The following is a 25120-nucleotide window of genomic DNA, read 5'->3' as shown; positions in this document are numbered from 1 at the left end:
TACGGGTGAGGGCGGCCCTGTTGACTACAACTATTCAGCAGGTCAGGATGTGAATATCTGAACGACATTCCGAGGAGGCACCCCCATGTCAGGACCCCGCCCCGTACGAGCAGCCCGCGGTACGGAACTGAGCGCCCTGGGATGGCAGCAGGAAGCCGCCCTCCGGATGCTCCAGAACAACCTCGACCCCGAGGTCGCCGAGCACCCCGACAAGCTCGTCGTCTACGGCGGCACCGGCAAGGCCGCCCGCGACTGGCGCTCCTTCGACGCCATGGTCCGCACCCTGCGCACCCTGAAGCAGGACGAGACGATGCTCGTCCAGTCCGGCCGCCCCGTCGGCGTCATGCAGACCCACGAGTGGGCCCCCCGCGTCCTCCTCGCCAACTCCAACCTGGTCGGCGACTGGGCCAACTGGGAGGAGTTCCGCCGCCTGGAGCACCTCGGCCTCACCATGTACGGCCAGATGACCGCCGGCTCCTGGATCTACATCGGCACCCAGGGCATCCTCCAGGGCACCTACGAGACCTTCGCCGCCGTCGCCGCGAAGAAGTTCAACGGCACCCTGGCCGGCACCATCACCCTCACCGCCGGCCTCGGCGGCATGGGCGGCGCCCAGCCCCTCGCCGTGACGATGAACGACGGCGTCGCGATCTGCATCGACGTCGACCCGCGCGCCATCGAGCGCCGCATCGAGCACCGCTACCTGGACGTCAAGGCCGACAACCCGGCCCACGCCCTCCAGCTGGCCACCGAGGCCCGCGACGCCCGCCGCCCGCTCTCCATCGGCCTCCTCGGCAACGCCGCCGAGCTGCTCCCGCAGATGCTCGCCGAGGGCGCCCCGATCGACATCGTGACGGACCAGACCTCCGCCCACGACCCGCTCTCCTACCTCCCGATCGGCGTCGCCTTCGACGACATGGCCGACGCGGCGGCGAAGGACCCGGCCGGCTTCACCCGGCGCTCCCGCGAGTCGATGGCCAAGCACGTCGAGGCCATGGTCGGCTTCATGGACGCCGGCGCCGAGGTCTTCGACTACGGCAACTCGATCCGCGGCGAGGCCCAGCTCGCCGGCTACGACCGCGCCTTCGCCTTCCCCGGCTTCGTCCCCGCCTACATCCGGCCGCTGTTCTGCGAGGGCAAGGGCCCGTTCCGCTGGGCCGCCCTCTCCGGCGAGGCCTCCGACATCCACAAGACGGACAAGGCGATCCTCGACCTCTTCCCGGAGAACGAGTCCCTCCACCGCTGGATCAAGATGGCCGGCGAGCGCGTCCACTTCCAGGGCCTCCCCGCCCGCATCTGCTGGCTCGGCCAGGGCGAGCGCGACAAGGCCGGCGACATGTTCAACGACATGGTCGGCAACGGCACCCTCGCCGCCCCCCTCGCGATCGGCCGCGACCACCTCGACTGCGGCTCCGTCGCCTCCCCGTACCGGGAGACCGAGGCCATGCTCGACGGCTCCGACGCCATCGCCGACTGGCCGCTGCTCAACGCCATGGTCAACGTCGCCTCCGGCGCCTCCTGGGTCTCCATCCACCACGGCGGCGGCGTCGGCATGGGCCGCTCCATCCACGCCGGCCAGGTCTCGGTCGCCGACGGCACCAAGCTCGCCGGCGAGAAGATCCGCCGCGTCCTCACCAACGACCCCGGCATGGGCGTCATCCGCCACGTCGACGCCGGCTACGACATCGCCGAGCGCGTCGCCGACGAGAAGGGCGTCCGCGTCCCGATGCGCGAGGGTGACTCCGCGTGACCCCGTCCCACGACGACACCGTCCCGACCGCCGCCGCGTCCTCCTCCGGGGAAGCGTCGGCGGCCGGGCGGCCCGCCTCCGCGCCCCTGTCCTCGCCGTCGTTCCACGCCATGTGGCGCAGCCTCGCCCCCATCGGCCGCAACGCGGCCACCGGCGGCTACCGCCGCCACGCCTGGACCGCGGCCGACGCCGACTGCCGCCTCTGGTTCCGGATGCAGGCCGAGGCCCGCCGCCTCGACGTCGAGACCGACCGCAACGGCAACCAGTGGGCCTGGCTCGGCGACCCCGCGGCCGGCGACGCCGTCGTCACCGGCTCCCACCTGGACTCCGTCCCCGACGGCGGCGCCTTCGACGGCCCCCTCGGCGTCGTCTCCTCCTTCGCCGCCCTCGACGAACTCCGCTCCCGCGGCGTCTCGTTCAAGCGGCCCCTCGCCATCGTCAACTTCGGCGACGAGGAGGGCGCCCGCTTCGGCCTCGCCTGCGTCGGCTCCCGCCTCACCGCCGGCCGGCTGACGAAGGAGCAGGCGTACGAGCTCCGCGACGCCGACGGGACCTCCCTCCCGCAGGCCATGGAGGCCGCCGGACACGACCCCTCGGCGATCGGCGCGGACCCGGAGCGGCTCGCCCGCATCGGCGCCTTCGTCGAACTGCACGTCGAGCAGGGCCGCGCCCTCGACCTCTCCGGGAACCCCGTCGGCATCGCCTCCGCCATCTGGCCGCACGGCCGCTGGCGGTACGACTTCGCCGGCGAGGCCAACCACGCCGGAACCACCCGGCTCGTCGACCGCCGCGACCCCATGCTCACCTACGCGGAGACGGTCCTCACCGCCCGCCGCGAGGCCGAACTCGCGGGCGCCGTCGCCACCTTCGGCAAGATCGCGGTCGAACCGAACGGCGTCAACGCCATCCCGTCGATGGTCCGCGGCTGGCTCGACGCCCGCGCCGCCGACCAGGGCGCCCTGGACAAGGTCGTCACCGGCATCGAGGCGGAGGCCCGCGCCCACGCCGAACGCCACGGCATCGACCTCACCGTCGTCCAGGAGTCCTTCACCCCGGTCGTGGACTTCTCGCACGCCCTGCGCGACGAGCTCTCCCGGATCCTGGGCACGACGGGGAAGGTCCCGGTCCTCGGCACCGGCGCGGGACACGACGCGGGCATCCTGTCCGAATCGATCCCGACCGCCATGCTGTTCGTACGCAACCCCACCGGCGTCTCGCACTCCCCGGCCGAATTCGCGGCCGAGGACGACTGCGTGGCCGGTGTCCTCGCACTCGCCGACGTACTGGAGGAGCTGGCGTGTCGCTGACGACGTACTGGCTGGAACACGCCTGGCTCGGCACGAACGTCGAGCCGGGCGTGGCCCTGGAGGTCGCCGACGGCCGCGTCGCCGCGGTCCGGACCGGCGCGGCGACCCCGCCCCCCGGCGCCGTCGCCCTCCACGGCCTCACCGTCCCCGGCCTCGCCAACGCCCACTCGCACGCCTTCCACCGGGCCCTGCGCGGCACGGTCCAGGTCGGCTCCGGGACCTTCTGGACCTGGCGCGAGATCATGTACACCGTCGCCCAGCGCCTCACCCCCGACAGCTACTTCGCGCTCGCCCGCGCGGTGTACGCGGAGATGGCGCTCGCCGGCATCACCTCCGTCGGCGAGTTCCACTACCTGCACCACGCGCCCGGCGGCACCCCGTACGCCGACCCCAACGCGATGGGCGAGGCGCTCATCGCCGCCGCCACCGAGGTGGGCATCCGCATCACCCTCCTCGACACCGCCTACCTCTCCTCCGGCTTCGGCGCCGCCCCCGAGCAGCACCAGCTCCGCTTCACCGACGGCACGGCGGAGAAGTGGGCCGAGCGGGTCTCGGCCCTCAAGGAGCGGGACGGCGTACGCGTCGGCGCGGCGATCCACTCCGTACGCGCCGTCCCGGCGGACCAGCTCGGGACCGTCGCACGATGGGCGCAGGAGCGCCGGGCACCCCTCCACGTCCACCTCTCGGAGCAGACCGCCGAGAACGACGCCTGCCTCGCGGCACACGGCCTCACCCCCACCCAGCTGCTCGCCGAGCACGGCGTCCTGGGCGCGCGGACGACCGGCGTCCACAACACCCACATGACCGACGCGGACATCGCCCTGATCGGCTCGACGGCCACCGGCACCTGCATGTGCCCGACGACCGAACGCGACCTCGCGGACGGCATCGGCCCGGCCGTCGCCCTCCAGCGCGCCGGCTCCCCGCTCTCCCTCGGCAGCGACAGCCACGCCGTCGTCGACCTCCTGGAGGAGGCGCGGGCCATGGAGCTGAACGAGCGCCTCCGCACCCGCACCCGCGGCCACTGGACCGCCGCCGCCCTGCTCCGCGCCGCGACGGCCGACGGTCACGCCGCCCTCGGCTGGCACGACGCCGGCGTCATCGAGGAGGGCGCCCTGGCGGACTTCGCCACCATCGCCCTGGACACCGTCCGCACCGCGGGCCCCGTCCCGCGCCTCGCGGCCGAGACCGCCGTCTTCGCCGCCACCGCCGCCGACGTCCGGCACGTCGTCGTCGGCGGCCGCCACATCGTCCGCGACGGCTTCCACACCGCCGTCCCCGACGTCGGCAAGGCCCTCGCCGACTCGATCGCCGCCCTGAGGAGCTGACGCCGCCGGGTTGTGGGCAGTCGTTCCTCCCCCAGACTTCGTCCGGGGGCGCCCCCAGGGCGGAACGGCTGGGCACACCCCGGCCACCGGCCCGCACCCGAACCGTCCACCCCCACGGAGACCAGCCATGACGACGACGCTCATCACGAACATCGGCAGCCTCGTCACGAACGACCCGGCCCTCGGCGAAGGCCCCCTCGGCCTGCTCCAGGACGCCGCCCTCGTCCTCGAAGGCGACACCGTAGCCTGGGCGGGCCCGGCCGCCGCCGCCCCCGCCGCCGACCACGCCGTCGACGCGGGAGGCCGCGCCGTCGTCCCCGGCTTCGTCGACTCCCACTCCCACCTCGTCTTCGCGGGCGACCGCACCGCCGAGTTCAACGCCCGCATGTCCGGCCAGCCCTACAAGGCCGGCGGCATCCGCACGACGGTCGCGGCGACCCGCGCGGCCACGGACGCCGAACTCTCCGCGAACGTGGCCCGCTACCTCCGCGAGGCCCTCGCCCAGGGCACCACCACCTTCGAGACCAAGTCCGGCTACGGCCTGACCGTCGAGGACGAGGCCCGCGCCCTGCGCATCGCGGCCGAGCACACCGACGAGGTCACCTACCTCGGCGCGCACATCGTCTCCCCGGACTACGCGGACGACCCGGCGGCGTACGTGGACCTCGTCACGGGCCCGATGCTGGACGCCTGCGCCCCGTACGCCCGCTGGGTGGACGTCTTCTGCGAGAAGGGCGCGTTCGACGGCGACCAGGCCCGCGCGATCCTCACCGCCGGCAAGGCGAAGGGCCTCCACCCCCGGGTGCACGCCAACCAGCTCACGTACGGCCCCGGCGTCCAGCTCGCGGTGGAGCTCGACGCGGCGAGCGCGGACCACTGCACCCACCTGACGGACGAGGACGTCGACGCGCTCGCCTCCGGCAACACGGTCGCCACCCTCCTCCCCGGGGCGGAGTTCTCCACCCGCGCCGAGTGGCCGAACGCCCGCCGCCTCCTCGACGCGGGCGTCACCGTCGCCCTCTCCACCGACTGCAACCCCGGCTCCTCCTTCACCTCCTCCGTCCCCTTCTGCATCGCCCTCGCCGTACGGGACATGGGCATGACCCCCGACGAGGCCCTCTGGTCCGCCACCGCCGGCGGCGCGGCGGCCCTGCGCCGCACCGACGTCGGCCGTCTCTCCCCCGGCGCCCGCGCGGACCTCGCCGTCCTCGACGCCCCGTCCCACGTCCACCTGGCCTACCGCCCGGGCGTGCCCCTGGTGACCGAGGTCTGGCGCAAGGGCGTGCGGGCCGTCTGAGCACCGGGTTTGAGTAGCCGTACTCAGGTGTGGGCGGGCCCGCCCCGCCCACACTTCCCCCATGACCTCAACTTCCTTGCGCAGCAGTCGTGTCGGTCGCGGTCTCGTGCTGGCGGCCCTGAGTGCCCTCGCCCTCACGGCCTGCGGCACGGAGGGTGCGGGGGGCGGAACCTCCGCCCGGGCCGGGTCCACGCAGGCCGCTGCCCCCACACCGACCACCACGCCGGCCTCGTCCCCGACGCCCACGGCGCCGGCCACCGACCCCGCCGACGACCCGAACCTCACCCCCGAGGAGCAGGCGGCCGAGCTGCGGTTCATGCAGCTGGTCGTCCGCGTCGCCGAACCGTGCACGGAGGGTCTCCCCACCGTGCCGCCGCCCGCCAACGACGGACCGCCGCCGGCGCCGGCCGACGGACCCCCGCCGTCACCGGCCGACGGGCCCACGCCGCCGGACGCGCCCCCGCCGCCCTCCACCCGCCCCGGCGACGTCGTCGAACCGGACACCGTGCCGGCCACCGAGCAGCCCTGGAACTTCGAACGCGCCCGCCAGGAGCAGCCGTTGAGCGGTGTCGAGAAGTGTGCCGCGCCCCTCCACGGCAAGCGCGTCACCCAGGCCCTCGACGGCCGCACCGCCGCCACCCCCGCCGCCGTCACGAAGGCCCTCCACGGCATCGGCTACGACGTCGACCACCGCATCGACGGCCCCCGCCAGGCCGGTGCCGCGGTCTCCTTCACCCTCGACCTCCGCTCCATGGGCGGCCAACTCTGCCTCGCCGCCACCTTCGACGGAACCCGCACCACCCTCGACCCCTACGGCGCCTCCCCCGACGTCCGCTGCACGGACGTGAAGCGCCGCGCCTGACGACGGGACCGGCCCGACCGGGACCCGGGCCGCGGTGAGCAGGTCGGATCGGGACCCGGGTCGCGGTGAGCAGGTCGGATCGGGACCCGGGTCGCGGCGGGCCGGTCGGATCGGGGACCCCCTACCCTCGGGCCATGACCGTCACCACCGCCCTCATCGCCGGCGCCCGCCTCCTCTCCACCTGGCTCCGCCGCCCCCGCTCCCGCCGCCTCCTCGACCGCCTCACCGGCTCGGTCGTCGCCGCCTTCGGCATCCGCCTGGCCCTCGGCGACTGAGCGGTCCCACGACGGGCCACCCCGTCCGTACCCCGACCCGGTGACGCCACGAACCGGCTTGTCCCGAGCGCTGTACGACCCCGCCGACCCGCCCATGGCGCCGCTCCCGCCACCGGTGGCGGACCTGCTGCACACGCTCGGCGCCCCGCCGCGGCTCGCCGCGCACCTGCGCGCGGTCCACGACGTCGCACGGCAGCTGGTCGCCTGGGCGCGGGACGGCTACCCCGGTCTCGCCCTCGACCACGAGGCCGTCCTGTTCGGGGCGGCGACCCACGACATCGGCAAGACCGTCCACCCCGCCGAACTCTCCGGGCCGGGCTCGTCCCACGAGGAGGCCGGGAAGCGCCTGCTGCTGGCCCGCGGCTTCGGCCCGCGGCTGGCCCGCTTCGCCGGCACCCACGCCACCTGGACCGGCCCGGCGGCGACGGTCGAGGACCTCTTCGTGAGCACCGCCGACAAGATCTGGAAGAACAAGCGCGTCCCGGACCTCGAAGACCTGGTCGTCTCCCGCCTCGCCGAGGCCACCGGCCGCCCGCGCTGGGAGGAGTTCCTCGCCTTCGACGAGTTCCTCACCCGCCTCGGCGACGGCGCCGACGAACGCCTCGCCCACCAGGCTTCCTTCTCCGCCGTCCCGTAGCCGGGCGTTCCGTGAGCGGGCGCAGGGCCGGGCCCCGGACCCGGCGTCTCAGGGCGCCAGTTGCCGCACCAGAGCCTCGGCCGCGCCCAGGGCCGCCACCTCCTCGGCCGTCAGGGCCGGGTCCGTCGCGCGGCGGGCGCGGGCGGTGGCGAGGTGGGGGAGGAAGGGGGAGCGGAGGGCGGGCAGGAGGGTGGTGAGGACGGCGCGGGCGCCGGGGGCGTAGGGGGCGGGGGAGACGGCGACCTCGGCGAGGATGAGGGCCGACACGGCGCAGTCGAGGCCGGGGGGCGGGCCCTGCTCCGCGGTCTGCCAGTCGATGACGACGGGGCCGCGGGCGGTGAGGACGACGTTGCCGGGGTGCAGGTCGAGGTGGACGTGGGGGGTGCCGGGGAGGGCGTGGAGCCGGGTGAGGAGCTCGGCGACGAGGAGGCCCGCCCGCTCCGGCGCGTACGTGTCGTCGAGGAGCGCGTCGAGGAGCGACGGGCCGGCGAGGCGTTCCATCACCAGGTCGGGTCCCTCGGCGCGGTGGACGGCCGGCACCGGATAGCCGAGGCCCGCGAGCTCGGCCATGATCCGGGCCTCGCGGGTCGCGTCGCCGCCGTCGCGGTACCGCCGCAGCACCCACTCCCCGGCTCCGGCCCCGGACCCGGCTCCGGCCCCGGCTCCGGTCCCGGACCCAGTCCCAGTCCCAGTCCCAGTGCCCGCCCCGGCCCCGGTCCCCGCCCCGGCCCCGGATCCGGGCCAAGTCCCTGGACCGGTCCCGTCCGTGCCTCCGGGAAGTGCGTACACGTCCGCCGTCCGGCCCTGCCCGACGATCTCCAACCGGCCCACCCCACAGGTCTCTTGTACGGAAGTGCGAGTATCCCGGACGTGCGGAAGGGCCCGTCCGGGGCCGACCGGAGTCCGGCGGTCCGCGAACGGACCCTTCTCCGGGGCCGTTTCGTCGGCTCGGGGAGCCGGCGCGGAGGTCATTCCTCCAGGGTGAGGCCGCGGCGCAGCCGGGCGAGGGTGCGGGAGAGCAGCCGGGACACGTGCATCTGGGAGATGCCGAGTTCGGCGCCGATCTCCGACTGGGTGAGGCCGGAGACGAAGCGGAGGGAGAGGATCTGGCGGTCGCGTTCGGGCAGCGAGGCGATCATCGGCTTGAGGGAGGCGATGTACTCGATCCCGGTCAGGCCGTGGTCCTCGTAGCCCAGCCGGTCGGCGAGCGCGGCCTCGCCGCCGCCCTCCTCCTCGTCGGGCTGCGCGTCGAGCGAGGTCGCGGTGTACGCGTTGCTCGCCGCCATGCCCTCGACGACCTCCTCGGGGGAGATGCCGAGCGCGTCGGCGAGTTCGGCGACGGTCGGGGCGCGGTCGAGGCTCTGGGAGAGCTCGTCGCCGACCCTGGCGAGGTCGAGCCGGAGTTCCTGGAGTCGGCGCGGCACGTGGACGGACCACGAGGTGTCACGGAAGAAGCGCTTGATCTCGCCGATGATCGTGGGCATCGCGAAGGTGGGGAACTCGACGCCGCGGGCGAGCTCGAAGCGGTCGATCGCCTTGATGAGGCCGATGGTGCCGACCTGGACGATGTCCTCCATCGGCTCGCTGCGGGAGCCGTACCGCGCGGCGGCGAACCTGACCAGGGCCAGGTTGAGTTCGACGAGCGTGTTGCGGACGTACGCGTGGTCGTGGGTGCCCTCCTCCAGTTCCGCGAGCCGGGCGAAGAGCTGTTTCGACAGGGCGCGGGAGTCGACCGGTCCGATCCGGTCGAGGGGGACGTCCTGGGGGACGAGGGTTGTGTCGAGCGGCAGTTCGGGGTGCCCGGTGAGAGCGGTGGGGGGATGCGCTGCCGACGGCGCGTCGGGGGTACGCGGGGCGTCGAGCCGGGGTGACATGGGTCTCCTTGGTCGTTCCTCTGCTGCGGTTTGCGGCGCCTCCAAAGCCGGTCGTGTCGGGTGTTCTCTTCTAGCCCTACCTGCTCGAAGGTGATCGTTGCAAGTGTCAATAATCCGCTTCGTCCCCTTATGTGGGGGAGCATGTGTGCAAGGAACGCCACCCCGCTTGTAGGGTTCGACGCACGTCAGTCGGCATCCGCGAGAGCGAGAAGAGGCACGGCCATGGACCGCCAGCACATCGGCAGCGCGCAGCCCGCCCGGCTGCGGGTCGAGGTCAGGACGGTGGACGGCGTGAGCGAACTCCTCACTCCGGTGGGTGAGCTCGATCACCACACCGCCGAACTGCTGCGCACCCCGCTGGGCGACGCGCTGGACGCGGGCCGTTCACGGCTCGTCGTCGACTGCTCGGGCCTGGAGTTCTGCGACTCGACCGGCCTCAACGTGCTGCTCGGCGCCCGCCTGAGGGCCGACGCGGCCGGCGGCGGCGTCCATCTGGTGGCGATGCGGCCCCCGGTGGCCCGGGTGTTCCACATCACGGGCGCGGAAGCCGTCTTCACCCTCCACGAGACGCTCGCCACGGCGCTCCCCGACTGAGGCCGCCGGCACGGCGCCCCGGCACCGCCCCGCACTTGCACGTCCCGCCCTTGCGTCTCGTCCCCTCTGTCTCGTCGATCGGTGAGGTGAAGCGTTGATGGACCACGATTCCGACGTCCGTACGCTCGCCCTCGGCGAGACCAGCGGCACCGTGCCGCTCGCCCGCGACTTCACGCGGACGGCGCTCCAGGAGTGGGGCTGGCTGCCCGCCGCCACCGCCGACCGCAGGGCCGCCGCCGAGGACGTCCTGCTCGTCGTCTCCGAACTGGTCACCAACGCCTGCCTGCACGCCGAGGGCCCCGAGCGGCTCCGCGTCCTGCGCCGGTCCGCCGTCCTGCGCCTCGAAGTCACCGACCGGGGCGCCGGGCAGCCCGCGCCGCGCACCCCGCACCGCTCCGGCCGGCCCGGCGGGCACGGCATGTTCATCGTGCAGCGGCTCTGCCTGAACTGGGGCATCGACCGGACCCCGGGCTCCCCCGGCAAGACGGTCTGGGCCGAACTCGCCGCTCCCTGAGCCGAGACGGGGGCGTGGGGCTCCTCCTTCCCGAGTCGGGACGGGGGCGCAGGGCTCCCCAGGACTTTCACGTTCTCTCTTCCTTCGTGCTTCTTCCCTCCGTGAGGCCTCAGGCGTACCTTGACGCCCAATCTGAAAGACCGTCAGTTACGTTGCGGTGAGGGGTGCTCGGGGTGTCCAAGGTGCCGAACCGGAGGAGAACGACCGCCGCGCTCACCGCGGCGGCCGCGATGACGGGCGCGGCCGTACTGGCCTACGCCCCCGCCGCCCAGGCGGCCGTCGTCGACGTCAACTACGCGTGTGAGACGAAGATCGGACCGAAGGGCGCCGTCTCGCCCGTCGACATCAAGGCCGTCAAGAGCGGCAACGGCTACACGATCACCATGTCGTTCGAGAAGGGCGTCTCCGACAGCCCGATCGAACTCCCCAAGGGCGTCATGACCCCCCGCGCCGAACTCGTCCTCGGCGGAGCCGCGTCCGGCACGGTCAAGGTCAAGGGCACCCCGAACACGGCCGCCATCCCGCCCGACACCCCGATCGCCATCGGCACCCTCACCGGCACCTTCACCCCGAAGAAGAACGGCAAGGTCACCTTCACGGCCGGCACGCTGATCGTCCACGCGCTCGGCATGGACGCGGCCACCTGCACCCCGAAGAACAACCCCAAGCCGTCGCTCGAACTCCAGGTCAGCGGCGTCTCGGGCGGCGGCGACACCCCGCCGCCCGCCGACGAGGGCTCCGGCGGGGAACTGCCGAAGACCGGCCCGCTCGACTCCGCCGTGGCCCTCGGCACCCTCGGCGGCACCGTCCTGCTGACCGGCGCCGCCGGAGTCCTCTGGCTCACGCGGCGCACGGCACGCTGATGCGGGCGGCGGCGCGCTCCGGGCTCGTCGCCGCCGCGACCGCCCTCGTCGGCGCGGTGGCGGCGGCACCCCCCGGGACCCAGGACTGGACGGCGGCGCCCGCCGCCGGCCGGCCGTACGCCTATCTCGAAGGCCCGGCCGGCAGCGTCCTCCAGGACACCCTGTCGGTGACCAACCCGGGCGCGGCACCGCTCACCGTCCGCCTCGGCGGGCAGGGCGCGCCGGTCGCCTTCGCGGCGCGGACCGTGACCGTCCCGGCCAGGACCAGGGCCGACGTGCCCTTCGCCGTGACCGTCACCGCCGACACCCCGCCCGGTGACCACCGCGGGACCGTGCGCGCCACGGCCGCCGGGCGGGAGGTGCGCGTGGACCTGCGGCTGCGGGTGAGCGGCCCCCGGCTCGCCGCGCTCACCGTCGAGGACGTCCGCGTCGACGCCGGCACCCTGCGCTACACCCTGGTCAACCGCGGCACCACGGTCCTCGCCCCGACGCTCGCGATCCGGGCCGAAGGACTCCTCGGCACGGTCCTCGACCGCCCCGACCGAGCCCTGCCGCTCACCCTCAGGCCCGGCGAGCGGGCCGTCCGCACCGAACCCTGGCCCGACCCGCCCGCCCTCGACTCCGTCACCGTCCGGCTGACCGCCACCGCCCCGGGCGCGGCCCCCGCCACGGCCCGCGCCGAGGCGGCCTTCGCCTCGGGCCCCGCGCTCGCCGCCGCGGCCGGACTGCTGCTCGCGGCGGGCGGCGGCGGCGCGTGGGCGGTACGGCGCCGCGGGTCCCGTACCGAGCGCGCCCCGGAGGGAGCGACACCATGAGGACGATCAGGACGGCCGCGGCTCTGCTGGCGGTCCTCGCCCTGGCGCTGCTGCCCGCGGCCCCCGCGGCGGCCGCCCCCGGGCCGGCCGTCGAGCTCTCGCGGCCGGAGGGCGGCAAGGGCGGCGAGATCACCGTCAGCGGCAGCGGCTGGAAACCGGGCGCCCTGCTCATGCTCCTGATCTGCGGTCAGGCGGCCCCCGGCCGGGGCGTCATCGGCGGCACCAACTCCTGTGCCAACGCCGAGGGCCGGGCCGCCACCGTCGACGCCGGGGGCGCGTTCAGCGCGAAGCTCCCGGTCTCCGAACCGCCCAAGCCCTGCCCCTGCGTGGTGCACGTCGCCGGGGTGACCGGGCAGCAGGACGCCGTCGACCGGGAGTTCACCGTCGCCGGACATCCCACCGCCCCGCTCCCCGCGGACGCGGGCGACGGCCGGCTCGCGGTCCTGGCGGCCGTACGGCTCGACGGCTCCAGCGGCCTCCTCGTCCGGTTCGGGGCGCCCCCGCGCCGGGACGTCGTCTTCACCGTCGGCAACCTCGGCTCCGCCCCCGTCCGCGACCCCGTCTTCGAGGTCGGCACCAGCCACGGCGTCTTCGCCCCGCAGTACGAGGAACGCCAGTGGCGCGGCACGATCCCGCCCGGCGGGAAGGCCCTCGTCCGCCTCCCGGCCGAACTGGCGGCCGGCGCCCACGGCGACTACCAGGTCTCCGTGCGGTACGCGGGCAAGGTCCTGGTCGAGCAGCCCTGGGGGGTCGGCCGGCCCTGGGGCGTGACGCTCTTCTGGGCGCTGCTCGCCGTCGTCGTGCCGGCGGCGCTGTTCCGGATCGGGATGGCCGTGGTGGACCGGGTCCGCCCGCCGACCGGCCCGGCCCGCCCCGCCCGTCCCCGCCGCGCCCCGGTCCGGGCGCGCGCCCGGACCCGTGCTTCCGTCCCCGCCGCCCCCGCACCGGGCGGTCCGGGGGACGGCGAACCGACCACGGTCCTGCCGTGGTTCAGCCCTGACTCCGCACCGTCAGCGCCAGAGAGCAGCAGCCCGACGACGAAGGGACAGGTGTGAGTACGCAACGGAGGATGAGCGCGGCCGGGGTCGCGCTGATGCTCGGCGGCGCGGGGATCCTGTATGCCGCCGGCCCCGCCCAGGCCGCCGAGATCTCGTACGCGACGGAGTGCATCCCGCCGTCCATCTCCGGGCTCCCGCCCGTGCAGGGCACCACGAAGGTGCTCGTCACCGCACCGGCGGAGGCCAAGGTCGGCGACGAGGTCGAGATCGTCTGGAAGACGGTCCAGGCCGCCTCGAAGAACCCCGACGTGCTCGACCTCGGCCAGGACACGGTCAAGCCGACCGGCGTCCTCACCGTCGGCGGCGCGGCGACCGGCACCGTCGCCATGGAGGGGCCCCGGCAGAACCCGCCGATCCCCAAGAACAGCCCGATGGTGCTGCCCGACATGAAGGGCAAGCTGAAGCTGACGAAGGCGGGTGACATCACCCTCACGCCCGGCAAGTACACGATCAACGTGTCCAAGCCCCTCTCGACGGACACCAAGTGCTCGCCGAAGGAGGCCGTCCCCGTCGGCGCGACGATCAAGGTCACGGACGGCGGCGGCTCCACGACGACGTCCGGCGGCACGACGACCTCCGGGGGCACCACCTCGGGCGGTACGACCACCACGTCCGGCGGCACGACGACGTCCGGCGGTACGACCACGACGTCCGGCGGTACGACCACGTCCGGGGGCACCACCACCTCCGGCGGTACGACCACGACGTCGGGCGGTACGACCACCTCCGGAGGCACCACCACCTCCGGAGGCTCCGGCGGGGGCGGCGGGAAGACCGACTTCCCCGGCAAGGAGGTGTCGGTCGCCTTCGCCTGCAAGGCGCCCGGCCCGGCGGCCATCGACTCCAAGGTGACGATCAACGCCAGGAAGAACGGCGAGGTCTACGACCTCACCGTGAAGACGGCCAAGGGCGTCATGAACAGCCCGGCGGCCCTGCCCAAGGGGGCCCTCACGCCCTCCATGGCGATCCGGGTCGGCGGAGCCGACAGCGGCACCGTGCAGGTCACCGGCGCACCCAACCCCACCGCCCTCGCGGAGAAGGCCCCGGTGAGCCTGGAGGACATGAAGGGCACGTACCGGCCCGGCGCGACCGGGAAGTCGACGCTCAGTCCCGGCACGCTCACCATCAAGGTCACCCTCGGCACCGTGAAGATGGAGATCCCCTGCCAGGTCAAGGGCGCCGTGAAGGCCTCCCTCGAACTGGACACCAGCAAGCAGGACGGCGGCGTCTCCGGCAGCACGGACGCCGGGACGGACGGCGGCGGTTCGCCCTCCGGCTCCGGCGGCTCCTCCGGTGAGAACCTCGCCGAGACGGGCGCCGAGCACGACGGCGCCCTGCGCGCCCTCGCGCTGGTCGCCGGCACGGTCATCCTGCTCGGCGGCGCGGTGTTCACCTTCACCCCGTGGGCGCGGCTCAGGAGGTAGGGGGAACGGCGAAGGCCGCCGCACCGGAGGGGGTGCGGCGGCCTTCGGCCGTACGGGGGCGGGGTCAGTGGACGCTGCCCATGAGCCCCTGGACCTTCTTGCGGTACATGTAGATCGCGAATCCGGCCGCGACGGCGAGCGTCGCCTGGAGTGCGATGATCCCCGTGCCGTTGAGGTCGACGCCCGCGATGGAGAGCAGACCCGTGGTGCAGTCGCCGGCGGTGACGGCGAGGAACCACACGCCCATCATCTGGGAGGCGTACTTCTGCGGCGCCATCTTCGTGGTGACGGAGAGGCCGACCGGGGAGAGGCACAGCTCACCGATGGTCTGGATCATGTAGATCGAGACGAGCCACATCGGGGAGACCTTGGTGCCGTCGCCCGCCATGTTCATCGGGACGATGAAGACGAAGAAGGAGGCGCCGACCAGGACGAGGCCCATCGCGAACTTCACGATGGTGTTCGGCTCCTGGTTCTTGCGGGCCAGCCACAGCCACAGCCAGGCGAAGACCGGGGCCAGCGCCATGACGAACAGCGGGTTCAGCGACTGGTACCAGGTGGCGGGGAAGCCGAGCCCGAAGATGGTGTCGGCGGTCTTGTCGTCCGCGAACAGGGAGAGCGTCGAGCCGCCCTGGTCGTAGATCATCCAGAAGATCGCGGCGGCGACGAAGAACCAGATGTAGCCGGTCACGCGGGACTTCTCGCCCGACGTCAGGTCCTTGTCGCGCTTGATGCGGGCCAGGACGGCGACCGGGATGATCAGACCCGCGAGGGTGATCGGGACCATCGCCCAGTTCAGGGTGTACATGCCCAGGGCGACGACGGCGCCGTAGAAGACGGCGATGACGAGGGCGACGACGGCGACCTTGGTGATGACGGTCTTGCGCTCGGCGGCGGACAGCGGGTTCGGGACCTCGCTGCTCTTCGGGTTCAGCGTCTTGCCGAAGGCCAGGAAGACGGCCAGGCCGAGGCCCATGCCGACGGCGGCGAGGGCGAAGCCCAGGTGCCAGTTGACCTTCTCGCCGACGGTGCCGATGACCAGCGGGGCGAAGAACGCGCCGAGGTTGATGCCGATGTAGAAGAGCGTGAAGCCACCGTCACGGCGCGGGTCGTCCGCGCCCTTGTAGAGGTGGCCGACCATCGTCGAGATGTTGGCCTTCAGCAGACCGGAGCCGACCGCGACGAGCGCGAGACCGACGAAGAACATCGCCTGGCCGGGGATGGCCAGCGAGACGTGGCCCAGCATGATCACGGAGGCCGCGATGGCGACGGTCTTGCGGGCGCCCCAGACGCGGTCGCCGAACCAGCCGCCGGGCATGGCCATCAGGTAGACCATCGAGACGTAGACGGAGTAGATCGCCGTCGCCGTCGCGGCGGTCATCGCGAGGCCGCCGCCCTGGCTGCCCGTAGCGGCGTCCACGCCGCCGGAGACCAGGTACAGGACGAGAAGGGCCCGCATGCCGTAGTAGGAGAAGCGCTCCCACATCTCGGTCATGAAGAGGGTGGCCAGGCCACGGGGGTGGCCGAGGAAGGTCTTCTCGTGGCCGAGGGGTTCGGCCGCCGAGTCCTTCGTCAGGCTGGACGCCATGTCGATCCTTGCTCTGTCGGGACGCACGCCTTGTGAGCGTGATGCGCCCGGTGGGGGAGGCCGGCACCGGCGGGGTCGTCGGACTCCACCGGGATCCACGCCCCGGGAGGCGCGTGTACGCGCCCCGGGACCCGGCCCACAGGTCTTTCGCCGTCATCGAGGGTGGCAGGGCCCACCTCACGCAGAAAGAGGACCTTGGCCCGCGAAGCTGGCCAAAGGTCCCCGAATACCGCTACTGACGTCTCGCCACCATACGACACGACAGTGCCGGATATGGAAGGACTTGAGAGATGGATCACAGGCGCGTGTGCAACCACGCAAGGCCATTCGAAGGTCATGTGAAAGATACCCACAGGATCCCCAGGTGACGTCCGGGCCGTGCGGATCCCGCCCCGGCCCGGACCCCGTGCGGACTACCATCACCCCATGACCCGTGTACTGCTCGCCGAGGACGACGCATCCATCTCGGAACCGCTGGCCCGCGCCCTGCGGAGGGAGGGGTACGAGGTCGAGGTCCGCGAGGACGGCCCCACCGCCCTCGACGCCGGACTCCAGGGCGGCGTGGACCTGGTCGTGCTCGACCTCGGCCTGCCCGGCATGGACGGCCTCGAAGTCGCCCGGCGGCTGCGCGCCGAGGGCCACACGGTCCCGATCCTGGTCCTCACCGCGCGGGCGGACGAGGTCGACACCGTGGTCGGACTCGACGCGGGCGCCGACGACTACGTCACCAAGCCCTTCCGCCTCGCCGAGCTCCTCGCCCGGGTCCGGGCCCTCCTCCGGCGCGGCTCCACCGAGCCCGCCGTCGCCCCCGCCACCCACGGCGTGCGCATCGACGTCGAGTCGCACCGCGCCTGGATGGGCGACGAGGAGCTCCAGCTCACCGCCAAGGAGTTCGACCTCCTGCGCGTCCTCGTCCGCGACGCCGGCCGGGTCGTCACCCGCGACCAGCTGATGCGCGAGGTCTGGGACACCACCTGGTGGTCGTCCACCAAGACCCTCGACATGCACATCTCCTGGCTCCGCAAGAAGCTCGGCGACGACGCCGCGAACCCCCGCTACATCGCCACCGTCCGCGGAGTCGGCTTCCGCTTCGAAAAGAGCTGAGCCACCGTTAAGCCATGCGCCGCCGTCTGATCAACTCCACGCTCGCCGTGGTGCTCGTCGTCATCGCCGTGTTCGGTGTGTCCCTGGTGCTCGTGGAGACCAGGACGATCTCGAACAGCGCCCAGGAGAGCGTCGACTCGGAGGCGCTGCGGATCGTCTCGATCGTCGACAGCCGGCTGATCGGCGGCGAGCCGGTGAACCCGGACATCCTGGCCGAGCAGAGCGGCGCGAAGCGGTACGCGCAGATCCACATCCCCGGACGGCCGTCGATCGAGATCGGCACCCGCCCCGAGGGCGACGTCATCCGGGGCACGGCCGAGGGCGAGCGCGGGGAGACCGTGGTCGTCGAGGAGTCCCGCTCGGCGGTCACCGCCGAGGTCGGCCGCACGCTCCTGATCATCGGCGCCGTGGCGCTGCTCGCCGTCGTCGCCGCCGTCCTCCTCGCCGTACGGCAGGCCGACAAGGTCGCGTCCCCGCTCACCGACCTCGCGGAGACCGCCGAACGCCTCGGCTCCGGCGACCCGCGGCCCCGGCACAAGCGGTACGGGGTCCCCGAGCTGGACCGCGTCGCGGACGTCCTGGACGCCTCGGCCGAGCGGATCGCCCGCATGCTCACCGCCGAGCGCCGGCTCGCCGCCGACGCCTCCCACCAGCTCCGTACGCCCCTCACCGCCCTCTCCATGCGCCTGGAGGAGGTCGCGCTCGCCGACGACCTGGACACGGTCAAGGAGGAGGCGACGATCGCGCTCACCCAGGTCGAGCGGCTCACCGACGTCGTCGAGCGGCTGCTCACCAACGCGCGGGACCCCCGCACCGGCTCCGCCGTCGCCTTCGACCTCGACGAGGTCGTCAAGCAGCAGCTCGAGGAGTGGCGGCCGGCCTACCGCAGCGCGGGGCGGGCCATCGTGCACTCGGGCAAGCAGGGGATGCGGGCCGTCGGCACCCCCGGCGCGGTCGCCCAGGTCCTCGCCGCCCTGATCGAGAACTCGCTCATGCACGGCGGCGGCACGGTCGCCCTGCGCACCCGGGTCACCGGGAACCAGTCCGTGATCGAGGTCACCGACGAGGGCCCCGGCGTCCCGGCCGACCTCGGCGCGCGGATCTTCGAGCGGGCGGTCAGCGGCCGCAGCTCCACCGGCATCGGCCTGGCGGTGGCCCGCGACCTCGCGGAGGCGGACGGCGGGCGCCTGGAGCTGCTCCAGCAGCATCCGCCGGTCTTCGCGCTCTTCCTGGGCCGCGAGGTCAGGAGCCTCTCGGACGAGCCGCGGGACCGCCCGGTCCGCTGACCGGGGCCGATGGCCGCTCCGCACCCGAAGGGACCGGTCCGCGCCACCGAAGGCGCACGCGAAAGGGCCGGTCCGCACCGAAGGCGCACGCGAAAGGGCCGGTCCGCGGACGGACCGGCCCTTTCGGGGAGTGCGGGGATCAGACCCGGTCGGGCTGGCGACCGGTCGCCTGGCGCGGGGCGCGCTCCAGGAGCGCTTCGGCCGCCTGCACGGCCTCCTTCTCCTCCGGGTCGGGCAGCGCACGGAAGACCCAGGTGCGGTACGACCAGAAGCGGAAGACGGTGCCGACGCCGATGCCGAAGAACTTGAAGAAGTTGCTCTGCAGCGGGGTGTCCCAGCCGAATCCGTACGTCGCCGCGTAGAGCAGGCCGTTCTGGATGACGAGGCCGACCGCGCTGAACACGAGGAACAGGGTCATCTCGCGGGTGCGGCGGCTCTTGTCGCGGTCCCGGTAGGTGAAGTACCGGAAGCCCAGGTAGTTGAAACCGATCGCGACGACGGTCGCGATCACGCTCGCCCGGACGACGGGGAGGTCCGTGACGGACCTCACGAGGTTGAAGACGCCGAGGTCGACCAGGACCCCGAGGCCACCCACCGCGCCGAACTTCGCGAACTCACGGGTGAGCCGGTCGAGCTGCACCCGAAGTGCGCTGCGTTCACTCATGGTGGTTGCTCGTTTCATCCGTTCATATGACGTCCGGATGACGTCAACCCATCCATGCTAACTAGCCCGTCCGGTGATCGTCTGCCCGCCGTCGAAACTCTGATGCTTCCCCGTCCCGCCTGTGTCAACACACAGCCGAACGGGTCATCCGGATTGTGCGGATACCCTAAGAGGGTGACGTTCCCCGTAGTAGGCATGGTCGGCGGCGGCCAGCTCGCCCGTATGACCCACGAGGCGGGCATCCCCCTCGGCATCAAGTTCAAGCTCCTCAGCGACACCCCGCAGGACTCCGCGGCCCAGGTGGTGAGCGAGGTCGTCATCGGCGACTACCGCGACCTGGACACGCTGCGTGACTTCGCGCGCGGCTGCGACGTGATCACCTTCGATCACGAGCACGTCCCCACCGAGCACCTGCGCGCCCTCGAAGCCGACGGCATCCCCGTCCGCCCGGGCCCCGACGCCCTGGTGCACGCCCAGGACAAGGGTGTGATGCGCGCCAAGCTCGACGAGATCGGCGCCCCCAGCCCCCGGCACCGCATCGTCGCGGACCCCGAGGACGCGGCCGCCTTCGCGGCCGAGGTCGGCGGCTTCCCGATCATCCTCAAGACCGTGCGCGGCGGCTACGACGGCAAGGGCGTCTGGTTCGTCCGCACCGCGGCCGACGCCCGCGACCCCTTCCTCGCGGGGGTCCCGGTCCTCGCCGAGGAGAAGGTCGACTTCGTCCGCGAGCTCGCGGCGAACATCGTCCGCTCCCCGCACGGCCAGGCCGTCGCCTACCCGGTCGTCGAGTCCCGCCAGGTCGACGGCGTCTGCGACACCGTGATCGCGCCCGCGCCCGACCTCGACGACGCGCTCGCCGGCCAGGCGCAGGAGCTGGCGCTCCGGATCGCCAAGGAACTCGGCGTCGTCGGCCACCTCGCCGTCGAGCTGTTCCAGACCACGGACGGCCGCATCCTCGTCAACGAGCTGGCGATGCGCCCGCACAACTCCGGCCACTGGACGCAGGACGGCGCGGTCACCTCGCAGTTCGCCAACCACGTCCGGGCGGTCCTCGACCTGCCCCTCGGCGATCCGCGCCCGCGCGCGCCGTGGACCGTGATGTGCAATGTCCTGGGCGGCGACTACCCGGACATGTACTCCGCGTACCTGCACTGCATGGCCAGGGACCCGCAGCTCAAGATCCACATGTATGGCAAGGACGTGAAGCCCGGCCGCAAGGTGGGGCACGTCAACACCTACGGCGACGACCTGGACGACGTGCTGGAGCGCGCGCGTCACGCCGCCGGCTACCTGCGAGGAACGATCACCGAGTGAGCAGCATGAGCACCGCCCCCGTCGTCGGCATCGCCATGGGATCCGACTCCGACTGGTCCGTCATGGAGGCCGCCGCACAGGCCCTGGACGAGTTCGAGATCGCGTACGAGGTCAACGTCCTCTCCGCGCACCGGATGCCCCGCGAGATGATCGCGTACGGCGAGGAGGCGGCCGGCCGCGGCATCAAGGCGATCATCGCGGGCGCGGGCGGCTCCGCCCACCTGCCCGGCATGCTCGCCTCCGTCACCCCGCTCCCCGTCATCGGCGTACCGGTGCCGCTGAAGTACCTCGACGGCATGGACTCGCTGCTGTCCATCGTGCAGATGCCGGCCGGCATCCCCGTCGCGACGGTCTCCGTCGCCGGCGCGCGCAACGCGGGCCTGCTCGCGGCCAGGATCCTCGCCGCGCACGACCCCGAGCTGCAGACCCGGATGAACGAGTTCCTCCAGGACCTCAACGACCAGGCCACGGAGAAGGGCAAGCGCCTGCGGGCCAAGGTCGAGGGCGCGGAGTCGTTCGGCTTCGCCAAGTGACCGCGGCGGACCACCTCGCGGAGGCCCGGGAACTCCTGGCCTCCGCCCCCGTCGTCGACGGCCACAACGACCTCCCGTGGGCCCTGCGCAAGCACGTCCGCTACGACCTCGACCGGCTCGACATCGGCGCCGACCAGACCGGCGCGCTCCACACCGACCTCGCCCGGCTGCGGGCCGGCGGCGTCGGCGCCCAGTTCTGGTCCGTGTACGTGCCCTGCGCGCTGGCCGGCGACGACGCGGTCAGCGCGACCCTGGAGCAGATCGACGTCGTCGACCAGCTCCTGGAGCGGTACGCCGCCGACCTCGCCCCGGCCCTCACGGCGGACGACATGGAGGCGGCCCGCGCGCAGGGCCGCATCGCCTCCCTCAAGGGTGCCGAGGGCGGCCACTCGATCAACAACTCCCTCGCCACCCTCCGCGCCCTGCACACCCTCGGCGTGCGCTACATGACGCTCACGCACAACGACAACAACGACTGGGCGGACTCGGCGACCGACGAGCCCGGCGTCGGCGGCCTCACCGCCTTCGGCCGGCAGGTCGTCCGCGAGATGAACCGTTCCGGCATGCTCGTCGACCTCTCGCACGTCGCCGCCACCACCATGCGGGACGCGCTCGACGCCTCGACGGCGCCGGTGATCTTCTCGCACTCCTCGGCCCGCGCCGTCTGCGACCACCCGAGGAACGTCCCGGACGACGTCCTGGAGCGGCTGCCCGCCAACGGCGGTGTGGCGATGGCCACCTTCGTGCCCAAGTTCATCCACCCCGCGGCCGTCGAGTGGACCGCCCGCGCGGACGACAACCTCCGGGCGCACGGCCTCGACCACCTCGACACCACCCCCGAGGCCATGCGGCTCCACCGCGCCTTCGAGGAGGCGAACCCCCGGCCCGTCGTGACCACCGCCACGGTCGCCGACCACCTCGACCACATGCGCGAGGCGGCCGGCATCGACCACATCGGCATCGGCGGGGACTACGACGGCACCGCCTTCACCCCCGTCGGCCTCGACGACGTCGCCGGCTACCCGAACCTGATCGCGGAGCTCCTCCACCGCGGCTGGTCCCGCCCCGACCTCGCCCAGCTGACCTGGTCCAACGCGGTCCGCGTGCTGCGCGACGCGGAATCGGTCTCCCGCGACCTGAGGAGCCGTACGGCCCCGTCGAACGCCACCATCGAGGCCCTCGACGCCCCCTAGGGCCTCCTGCCGATCACCCGGACGGCGTACTCCGCCGGGCCCCCCGACGGGGCCGGTGGCACGGTGGACGGTACTGCCCCGCCGCTCTCGGCGGGGCGGTACTGCATCGCCGAGTTCGGAGTAAGACCATGGCGGAACTGCTAGACGACCATCCCCACCTCTCCACCGTCCCTGCCGCCGCCGCCGGCGAGCTCGACCCCCCGGAGCCACCCCCGCCGCTCGACGAGACGGCGCGCGCCCGGGCCATCCTCGCCGCCCAGCCCGTCACCGAGGGCCGCACCGAACTCCCCGGCAGCCTCGACCCCGAGGACCTGCCGCCGGCCCGCGCCGCGGAGACCGGAGCGCAGTTCTGGTCGCTGGACGTGGAGGCCGACGAGGGCGTCATCGGGACCCTGCGCCGGATCGACGCCGTCAGGGCGCTCGTCGCCGCCTGCCCGGAGGACCTGAGGCTGGCGTACACGAGCTCCGAGATGGCCCACGCCCGCAACTGCGGCCGGGTCGCCGCGCTCCTCGGGCCGGTCGGCTGGACCGCGCTCGGTGGCTCGGCGGCCACCCTCCGGGCGTACCACGCGCTCGGCGTACGGGCCGTGAACCTCACCCGCTTCGACCGCTTCGCCCGTGACGCGGTACGTGAGATGAACCGCATCGGCCTGGCCCTGGACCTGTCCGGCGCCGACCAGGACACGCTCCGCCGCACCCTCGCGGTGACCCGCGCCCCGGCCCTGCTGACCCGGGCGGCCCCGGAGGGGCTGCCGGACGACGTGCTGCGCCTGCTCGGCGCGAACGGCGCCGTCTGCATGGTCACGGTGACCGACGACCCGGCCGCCGTCGCCGACGTCCTCGACCGGGTGCGGGCGGAGGCGGGCGCGCACTGCGCGGGCGTCTCCCACACCACCGACCCGGCCGCCGGCTACGTCCCGCTCTTCGCGGAGCTGCTCCGCCGGGACTGGACCGCCCAGGAACTCGTCGGGCTCGCCCACGCCAACGTCACCCGGGCGCTGCGCGAGACGGAGTTCCTGGCCCGCACGAACCGGATCCGCCCGGCCGCGGCCTGACCGCCCGGACGAGACACCGACCGTACGGCCGCGGCTCGACCGTACGGACGCGAGAGGGGCGCACCGCCACGGCGGTGCGCCCCTCCTCGTCGTCCCGAGGCCCTCGTCGTCCCAAAGGCCCTCGTCGGCCCGGGGCCCGGCTCAGGCGCGCGGGCGGCCCATCGCCCGGTACGTCCAGCCGGCGGCCCGCCAGCGCTCGCCGTCGAGGGCGTTGCGGCCGTCGAGGACGATCCGGGCGGCGGCCACCTTCGCCAGCTCGGCGGGGTCGAGCTCGCGGAACTCGCGCCACTCCGTCAGGTGCAGCACCACGTCCGCCCCGCGCACGGCCTCCAGGGCCGAGTCGGCGTACCCGAGGGTCGGGAAGACGCGGCGCGCGTTCTCCATGCCCTTCGGGTCGTAGACGGTGACCTGGCCGCCCTGGAGGTGTATCTGGCCGGCCACGTTGAGCGCGGGGGAGTCGCGGACGTCGTCCGAGTCCGGCTTGAAGGTGGCGCCGAGCACGGCGACCCGGCGGCCCAGGAAGGTGGACCCGCCGAGGGCCTCGCGGGCCATCTCCACCATCTGGCCGCGCCGGCGCATGTTGATCGAGTCGATCTCGCGCAGGAAGGTCAGCGCCTGGTCGGCGCCCAGCTCGCCGGCCCGGGCCATGAAGGCCCGGATGTCCTTGGGCAGGCAGCCGCCGCCGAAGCCGATGCCGGCGCGCAGGAACTTGGCGCCGATCCGGTCGTCGTGGCCGATGGCCTCGGCCAGCTTGGCGACGTCGGCGCCCGCGGCCTCGCACAGCTCGGCCATCGCGTTGATGAAGGAGATCTTCGTCGCGAGGAAGGAGTTCGCGGACGTCTTCACCAGCTCGGCCGTCGGGAAGTCGGTGACCACGAACGGCGAGCCCTCGCCGACCGGGACGGCGTACACCTCGCGCAGGACCTTCTCCGCCGTCCCGCCGCGGACGCCGACGACGATGCGGTCCGGGCGCAGGGTGTCCTGCACGGCGAAGCCCTCCCGCAGGAACTCGGGGTTCCAGGCGAGGTCGACGCCCTCGGGCAGCAGCCCCGCGAGCCGCTCGGCCGAGCCGACGGGCACGGTGGACTTGCCGACGACCAGGGCCCCTTCGCGTACGACCCCGGCGAGGGAGGCGAAGGCGGCGTCCACGTAACTCATGTCACAGGCGTACTCGCCGTGCTTCTGCGGGGTGTTCACGCAGACGAAGTGCACGTCGCCGAAGGCGCCGACCTCCTCCCAGGAGGTGGTGAAGCGCAGCCGGCCGCTCGATCCCTCGATGCCGGCCACGTGCTTCGCGAGGAGCTCTTCGAGGCCGGGCTCGTACATGGGGACGCGGCCGGCGGCCAGCATCTCGATCTTCTCGGGGACGACGTCGAGCCCGAGCACCTCGAAGCCCAGCTCCGCCATGGCCGCGGCGTGGGTCGCGCCGAGGTAGCCGGTGCCGATCACCGTGATCTTCAGGGCCATGCGGGTCTCCAGTGAGCGTCGGCCGGAAATGCCTGCCCGAGCATAGTCGTGCCCTGGTCCGGGCCCCGGGGCACGCCCTACCATTTCAGTTACTTAACGGTAGTTAGCAAGCCTGGGAGTGAGTGAACGTGACGGGTTCCAAGGACTTCGACCTGTATCGGCCCTCCGAGGAGCACGACATGCTCCGGGAGTCGGTGCGCGCGCTCGCGGAGGCGAAGATCGCTCCGTTCGCGGCGGCGGTGGACGAGGAGGGCCGGTTCCCGCAGGAGGCGCTGGACGCGCTGGTGGCGAACGACCTGCACGCGGTGCACGTGCCCG

At 73.2% G+C, this 25120-nt stretch carries 25 protein-coding genes; 20 read left to right on the top strand and 5 right to left on the bottom strand.

Annotated features, from left to right (window positions below; all coding sequences use genetic code 11):
* Positions 1 to 85 precede the first annotated feature (85 nt).
* The 7 genes from hutU (at position 86) to ACIQFX_RS23440 (ending at position 7456) form a co-directional block, all read left to right on the top strand.
* Positions 86 to 1750 carry a urocanate hydratase gene (gene hutU, locus ACIQFX_RS23470; protein ID WP_402466613.1) on the top strand — a complete coding sequence of 555 codons (1665 nt, stop codon included), beginning with the start codon at positions 86 to 88 and terminating at the stop codon, positions 1748 to 1750.
* Positions 1751 to 1860: 110 nt separating this feature from the next.
* Positions 1861 to 3057, top strand: a complete 1197-nt coding sequence (locus ACIQFX_RS23465; RefSeq protein ID WP_402467386.1) for an allantoate amidohydrolase — start codon at positions 1861 to 1863, stop codon at positions 3055 to 3057.
* Positions 3048 to 4385: a formimidoylglutamate deiminase gene (locus ACIQFX_RS23460; protein WP_402466610.1), complete on the top strand. Its 1338-nt coding sequence runs from the start codon at positions 3048 to 3050 to the stop codon at positions 4383 to 4385. The genes ACIQFX_RS23465 and ACIQFX_RS23460 overlap by 10 nt, the downstream gene beginning before the upstream one ends.
* A gap of 127 nt (positions 4386 to 4512) precedes the next feature.
* A complete protein-coding gene (hutI, locus tag ACIQFX_RS23455; RefSeq protein ID WP_402466607.1) occupies positions 4513 to 5682 on the top strand; it encodes an imidazolonepropionase in 1170 nt (389 codons plus the stop codon).
* A gap of 61 nt (positions 5683 to 5743) precedes the next feature.
* A complete protein-coding gene (locus ACIQFX_RS23450; protein ID WP_402466605.1) occupies positions 5744 to 6544 on the top strand; it encodes a hypothetical protein in 801 nt (266 codons plus the stop codon).
* Between the two features lie 134 nt (positions 6545 to 6678).
* Positions 6679 to 6819, top strand: coding sequence for a hypothetical protein (locus ACIQFX_RS23445; protein ID WP_402466602.1), 141 nt, complete (start codon positions 6679 to 6681; stop codon positions 6817 to 6819).
* Positions 6820 to 6913: 94 nt separating this feature from the next.
* A complete protein-coding gene (locus tag ACIQFX_RS23440; protein ID WP_402467383.1) occupies positions 6914 to 7456 on the top strand; it encodes an HD domain-containing protein in 543 nt (180 codons plus the stop codon).
* Positions 7457 to 7504: 48 nt separating this feature from the next.
* On the opposite strand, the gene ACIQFX_RS23435 is transcribed toward ACIQFX_RS23440, so the two are convergent.
* Both ACIQFX_RS23435 and ACIQFX_RS23430 read right to left on the bottom strand, forming a co-directional pair.
* On the bottom strand, positions 7505 to 8077 hold the full coding sequence (locus ACIQFX_RS23435; protein WP_402466599.1) for a phosphotransferase: 573 nt from the start codon (positions 8075 to 8077) through the stop codon (positions 7505 to 7507).
* A 347-nt stretch (positions 8078 to 8424) separates the two neighbouring features.
* Positions 8425 to 9330: an RNA polymerase sigma factor SigF gene (locus tag ACIQFX_RS23430; protein WP_402466596.1), complete on the bottom strand. Its 906-nt coding sequence runs from the start codon at positions 9328 to 9330 to the stop codon at positions 8425 to 8427.
* A gap of 222 nt (positions 9331 to 9552) precedes the next feature.
* Here ACIQFX_RS23430 and ACIQFX_RS23425 point away from each other — a divergent pair, with 222 nt between their 5' ends.
* From ACIQFX_RS23425 to ACIQFX_RS23400, 6 genes are all read left to right on the top strand, one after another.
* Positions 9553 to 9924 (top strand): STAS domain-containing protein, encoded by a 372-nt coding sequence (locus ACIQFX_RS23425; RefSeq protein ID WP_402466593.1) that lies wholly within the window; start codon positions 9553 to 9555, stop codon positions 9922 to 9924.
* Positions 9925 to 10021: 97 nt separating this feature from the next.
* The gene (locus ACIQFX_RS23420; protein WP_402466591.1) at positions 10022 to 10438 is read left to right on the top strand and encodes an ATP-binding protein; all 417 of its coding nucleotides are present in this window, start codon (positions 10022 to 10024) and stop codon (positions 10436 to 10438) included.
* Positions 10439 to 10620: 182 nt separating this feature from the next.
* Positions 10621 to 11301 (top strand): peptidase, encoded by a 681-nt coding sequence (locus ACIQFX_RS23415; RefSeq protein ID WP_402467380.1) that lies wholly within the window; start codon positions 10621 to 10623, stop codon positions 11299 to 11301.
* Positions 11301 to 12116: a hypothetical protein gene (locus ACIQFX_RS23410; RefSeq protein ID WP_402466588.1), complete on the top strand. Its 816-nt coding sequence runs from the start codon at positions 11301 to 11303 to the stop codon at positions 12114 to 12116. The genes ACIQFX_RS23415 and ACIQFX_RS23410 overlap by 1 nt, the downstream gene beginning before the upstream one ends.
* Positions 12113 to 13171 (top strand): hypothetical protein, encoded by a 1059-nt coding sequence (locus tag ACIQFX_RS23405; RefSeq protein WP_402466586.1) that lies wholly within the window; start codon positions 12113 to 12115, stop codon positions 13169 to 13171. The genes ACIQFX_RS23410 and ACIQFX_RS23405 overlap by 4 nt, the downstream gene beginning before the upstream one ends.
* Before the next feature lie 14 nt (positions 13172 to 13185).
* Complete coding sequence (locus ACIQFX_RS23400; protein WP_402466583.1) at positions 13186 to 14598, top strand: hypothetical protein; 1413 nt, start codon at positions 13186 to 13188, stop codon at positions 14596 to 14598.
* 64 nt (positions 14599 to 14662) lie between these two features.
* On the opposite strand, the gene ACIQFX_RS23395 is transcribed toward ACIQFX_RS23400, so the two are convergent.
* Complete coding sequence (locus tag ACIQFX_RS23395) at positions 14663 to 16186, bottom strand: peptide MFS transporter (RefSeq protein WP_402466581.1); 1524 nt, start codon at positions 16184 to 16186, stop codon at positions 14663 to 14665.
* A gap of 426 nt (positions 16187 to 16612) precedes the next feature.
* Here ACIQFX_RS23395 and ACIQFX_RS23390 point away from each other — a divergent pair, with 426 nt between their 5' ends.
* Positions 16613 to 17290, top strand: coding sequence for a response regulator transcription factor (locus ACIQFX_RS23390; protein ID WP_030690380.1), 678 nt, complete (start codon positions 16613 to 16615; stop codon positions 17288 to 17290).
* Between the two features lie 14 nt (positions 17291 to 17304).
* Complete coding sequence (locus tag ACIQFX_RS23385) at positions 17305 to 18576, top strand: ATP-binding protein (protein ID WP_402466578.1); 1272 nt, start codon at positions 17305 to 17307, stop codon at positions 18574 to 18576.
* Positions 18577 to 18715: 139 nt separating this feature from the next.
* On the opposite strand, the gene ACIQFX_RS23380 is transcribed toward ACIQFX_RS23385, so the two are convergent.
* A complete protein-coding gene (locus ACIQFX_RS23380) occupies positions 18716 to 19240 on the bottom strand; it encodes a GtrA family protein (RefSeq protein ID WP_402466575.1) in 525 nt (174 codons plus the stop codon).
* A gap of 102 nt (positions 19241 to 19342) precedes the next feature.
* On the opposite strand from ACIQFX_RS23380, the gene ACIQFX_RS23375 reads away from it, so the two are divergent.
* The 4 genes from ACIQFX_RS23375 (at position 19343) to ACIQFX_RS23360 (ending at position 23335) form a co-directional block, all read left to right on the top strand.
* Positions 19343 to 20554 (top strand): 5-(carboxyamino)imidazole ribonucleotide synthase, encoded by a 1212-nt coding sequence (locus tag ACIQFX_RS23375; protein ID WP_402466573.1) that lies wholly within the window; start codon positions 19343 to 19345, stop codon positions 20552 to 20554.
* Between the two features lie 5 nt (positions 20555 to 20559).
* On the top strand, positions 20560 to 21087 hold the full coding sequence (gene purE, locus ACIQFX_RS23370) for a 5-(carboxyamino)imidazole ribonucleotide mutase (RefSeq protein ID WP_402467376.1): 528 nt from the start codon (positions 20560 to 20562) through the stop codon (positions 21085 to 21087).
* Positions 21084 to 22280, top strand: coding sequence for a dipeptidase (locus ACIQFX_RS23365; protein WP_402466570.1), 1197 nt, complete (start codon positions 21084 to 21086; stop codon positions 22278 to 22280). The genes purE and ACIQFX_RS23365 overlap by 4 nt, the downstream gene beginning before the upstream one ends.
* Before the next feature lie 128 nt (positions 22281 to 22408).
* Positions 22409 to 23335, top strand: a complete 927-nt coding sequence (locus tag ACIQFX_RS23360) for a membrane dipeptidase (protein WP_402466567.1) — start codon at positions 22409 to 22411, stop codon at positions 23333 to 23335.
* A 141-nt stretch (positions 23336 to 23476) separates the two neighbouring features.
* On the opposite strand, the gene ACIQFX_RS23355 is transcribed toward ACIQFX_RS23360, so the two are convergent.
* On the bottom strand, positions 23477 to 24802 hold the full coding sequence (locus tag ACIQFX_RS23355; RefSeq protein WP_402466564.1) for a UDP-glucose dehydrogenase family protein: 1326 nt from the start codon (positions 24800 to 24802) through the stop codon (positions 23477 to 23479).
* 128 nt (positions 24803 to 24930) lie between these two features.
* Here ACIQFX_RS23355 and ACIQFX_RS23350 point away from each other — a divergent pair.
* The coding region (locus ACIQFX_RS23350; protein ID WP_402466562.1) for an acyl-CoA dehydrogenase family protein at positions 24931 to 25120 on the top strand (190 nt) is incomplete at its 3' end.

This window comes from Streptomyces sp. NPDC093089 (assembly GCF_044754405.1).
Classification (GTDB): Bacteria; Actinomycetota; Actinomycetes; order Streptomycetales; family Streptomycetaceae; genus Streptomyces.
This window is presented reverse-complemented; position numbering and strand designations above follow the sequence as displayed.